The organism is Clostridium sp. OF09-36 (assembly GCF_003481985.1).
Classification (GTDB): Bacteria; Bacillota; Clostridia; order Lachnospirales; family Lachnospiraceae; genus Brotaphodocola.
The window spans coordinates 1-3,223 of the sequence record NZ_QUMD01000058.1 but is presented as its reverse complement, the minus strand read 5'-3'; the positions used below and the strand labels follow the sequence as shown (position 1 = coordinate 3,223).

General features: G+C 48.6%; 4 protein-coding genes, 1 tRNA gene and 1 rRNA gene. All 6 read left to right on the top strand.

Going from position 1 to position 3,223, the window contains the following annotated elements:
- Positions 1-109: ribosomal RNA gene (locus DXA97_RS19385) — 23S ribosomal RNA — on the top strand; the annotation flags it as partial.
- A gap of 201 nt (positions 110-310) precedes the next feature.
- Positions 311-382, top strand: a tRNA-Glu gene (locus tag DXA97_RS19380).
- A gap of 226 nt (positions 383-608) precedes the next feature.
- A complete protein-coding gene (locus tag DXA97_RS19375) occupies positions 609-1,328 on the top strand; it encodes a hypothetical protein (protein WP_118721437.1) in 720 nt (239 codons plus the stop codon).
- Entirely contained in the window at positions 1,325-2,161 is an 837-nt protein-coding gene (locus tag DXA97_RS19370; protein WP_118721436.1) for an ABC transporter permease, read from the top strand. The genes DXA97_RS19375 and DXA97_RS19370 overlap by 4 nt, the downstream gene beginning before the upstream one ends.
- Positions 2,162-2,175: 14 nt before the next feature.
- Positions 2,176-2,898 carry an ABC transporter ATP-binding protein gene (locus DXA97_RS19365; RefSeq protein ID WP_347561712.1) on the top strand — a complete coding sequence of 241 codons (723 nt, stop codon included), beginning with the start codon at positions 2,176-2,178 and terminating at the stop codon, positions 2,896-2,898.
- A gap of 19 nt (positions 2,899-2,917) precedes the next feature.
- Positions 2,918-3,130, top strand: a complete 213-nt coding sequence (locus tag DXA97_RS19360) for a hypothetical protein (protein ID WP_118721435.1) — start codon at positions 2,918-2,920, stop codon at positions 3,128-3,130.
- The last annotated feature ends 93 nt before the right edge of the window (positions 3,131-3,223 follow it).

The following is a 3,223-nucleotide window of genomic DNA, read 5'->3' as shown; positions in this document are numbered from 1 at the left end:
CATACGCAAGTAGTAAGACCCCTTGAAGACGACGAGGTAGATAGGGCAGAGGTGGAAGCGTGGTAACACGTGCAGCTGACTGTCACTAATAGGTCGAGGGCTTAACCAATATGGTTAGGGAGCGGTTCGGACAAGACAGGAAAGGCCGTTGGAAGTTTACTTCCATAAGGACTTGAGTGGATTGGACGAAACATTGGCGAAGCTAATGTTATGAAATAGGTCGAAGACCTATGAATAACCGCGAAAACGAAGAAAACGGATGAAATTCAATATGTGGTTTTGAGGGTACATGCCTCTAAAATTTAAATACGGCCTCGTGGTCAAGCGGTTAAGACGACGCCCTCTCACGGCGTAAACCCGGGTTCGATTCCCGGCGAGGTCATAAGGTTGAAGTCAGACAGGTTTGTCTGGCTTTTTTCTATATTCATTAGGAGTTCGCTAAGTGAGAAAAATACAAATTGACAATTAACTTTAACTTTGGTATGCTTATCAGCACGGTTAGCAAGAGCTAATTATAGGAGAACTCCGGCAATCCAGAAATGTCTCGGAAAATTGAGAATAGAGAAAAACGGAGAACTAACACAGAGAGACAACAAGAGGAAGATTATTTGACATATTTATGGATCAATCCGGTATCGGAGCGTATGATATCGGAGCAGAATTTAGAGCGGATTTTAACAGAGCATCATCTTACGCAGGTGCGCTGCTGCAAAGACTGGTGTAGCAGCGTGAAAAAACAATATGAGAATCTGATGAAGCATGCAAACGGAATGGTGGCGGATGCCAGGTGTCCGGAGGCTGTGAATATGATTGAGCGGTATAAGGAAGAAAAGGGGGTTCCCATTCAGGTGGCGGACATTGAGCCAATCCTGATCCATTGTGCCAGGGAACTCAGTGCCAGAAGCGATCTGGCAGATGGAGACAAGATTATCACGACACCCTGCCGCATTCTGGCAGAGCAGGGGAATGCGTTAGAATTGCCGCGGACCCGTTTTGTGAGCTGGAAGGATTTCCTTGCTGAGCTTGGCGAGACACCGGAAGATGCACCGGAGGCCAGCCCGATTCCACCAGGATTTTTTGCAGATCTTAAGGTCCCGGTGGTAAGCTTAAGCGGAAGAGAAGAGATTGAGACTTATCTGGAGCAGAGCGGTGAGGCGGTGGCAGGTGGTTTATCAGAAGGAGAAGCTGCAGGACAGAAAGCAGAAAGAGAATCTGAAAGACGGAAAAAGGTTTCAGATTCAGGATATGGCAAAATGAAGCGCGATCCGCTGCTTCTGGAATTGCTTTACTGCAGCCAGGGTTGTCATATGGGGGATGGAGTACGATGAAGGAAAAAAAGAAAGCATACATTCGCACCGACCGTGCTTTCCGGCAAAAACAGGGAGACAGGAGCGGCATTCCGTTATCCTTTCTTCAGCCTGTTGCTGGTGTTCTTGTTGTTTTTGCGGCCTGGTATCTGGTGTGCCGTATGGAGCTTTTAAGTGCTTATGTGCTTCCGTCACCCCAAAAAGTATTTCAAAGTTTTTTGAAGATGCTGCAGAGCGGAGAACTTGCGCGGGACATTGGCATCAGCTTTCTGCGCGTGATCAAAGGATTTACTATCGCCTTTGTTCTGGCATTTGTGCTTGGCATGCTCCGTGCTTTGTTTCCGGCAACTTCCGGTTTTTATGAGCATGCAGTGCAGTTTTTCCGCAATGTACCGCCGTTGAGCATGATCCCGCTTCTGATCCTGTGGTGTGGGATTGGGGAGACGACCAAGACAGTGATCATTGTTCTGGCTTCGTTTTTTCCGATGTATTTAAATATCGTGAAAGGCTTTACCGGCTGTGACAAAAAGCTTCTGGAGGTCGGGACGATGTTTGGATATTCGAAACGTCAGAAGTTTTTCCGGATCGTACTGCCGTATGCGATGGCAGACATTCTGGTGGGGATGCGTATTGGCCTGGGCTACAGCTGGCGTGCGATCATTGGAGCGGAGATGGTGGCGGCATCCACGGGACTGGGGCATATGATCCTCTTTGCCCAGCAGATGTCACGGACTGATAAGGTCATTGTTGGTATTCTGGTGATCGGACTGGTCGGATACCTGACAGACTGGTTATTTGGATTCGTCACGAGCTGGTGCCTGGCAACCGTGAGAGGGACGGATAGTGAAAAATAGTTAAAATGGAGAACATGGCAGCAATGACAGGAATTCGATTAAAAAACATACAGAAATCCTACCAGGTCGAGGACCGGACCGTCCCGGTGTTAAATGGCATCGATCTGGATATTCCAGCTGGAACGATCACGGTGATCCTGGGACAGAGCGGTTGTGGAAAAACGACGCTTTTGCGCCTGACCGGCGGGCTGGAAGAAGCGGATGGCGGTGAGATTTTGTGGGATGGAAACCATAAGACTGCGTTTGTCTTCCAGGAACCGCGGCTGATGCCGTGGCTGAATGTCTGGGACAATGTGGTGTTTGGCGTAAAGAAAAACAGGCAGGATCCGGAAATGATCCGGAAGCTGATCCATACAGTTGGCCTTTCTGGGTTTGAGAAAGCCTTTCCATCCCAGCTTTCCGGAGGCATGAAGCAGCGGGCGGCGATCGCAAGGGCGTTAGCATATGAACCAGATTTTATTATGATGGACGAGCCTTTTGCGGCTCTGGATCATTTTACGAGGGCACAGATGCAGAAGGAGCTTTTGCGGGTGCAGAAAGAAAAACAGGGAAGCATCCTGTTTGTGACACACAGCATTGATGAGGCTTTGATCCTGGGAGACCGGATCGTAGTGATCGAAAAAGGCCTGGTGAAAAAGGTGTATCCGGTGGAGACACTGGCAGAGGAGAGAAATCTTCTGAATGACGGTTTTATTTCCCTGAAACGGGATATTATAAACAATCTAAATTTTATGTGACTGAGGAGGAAGCAACATTATGAGAAAATGGATCGCACTGGGACTTGCTGCATGCATGACAGTATCGTCCCTGACTGGCTGCGGAAGTTCTAAGAAAGAGGCTGAGACAACGGCAGCTGAAAGTGCTGCAGAAAGTACTGCGCAGGAAACAGGCGCAGAAACAGATGCCGCAGAGAGCGAGGCAGAGAAAAGCGAAGCGGCAGGATCTGATCTGGACAGTCGAGTAGACTAAGACCTCTCAATCTTAGCCCCTCACAGATCCGTACGTGCGGCTTTCCCGCATACGGCTCCTCATAGTAACATTCACTTTAATATAAGCAATAGT

Coding starts and splice junctions, on each gene's coding strand:
- DXA97_RS19370 (WP_118721436.1), top strand. CDS start 1,325: ATGAAGGAAAAAAAGAAAGCATACATTCGCACCGACCGTGCTTTCCGG.
- DXA97_RS19360 (WP_118721435.1), top strand. CDS start 2,918: ATGAGAAAATGGATCGCACTGGGACTTGCTGCATGCATGACAGTATCG.
- DXA97_RS19365 (WP_347561712.1), top strand. CDS start 2,176: ATGGCAGCAATGACAGGAATTCGATTAAAAAACATACAGAAATCCTAC.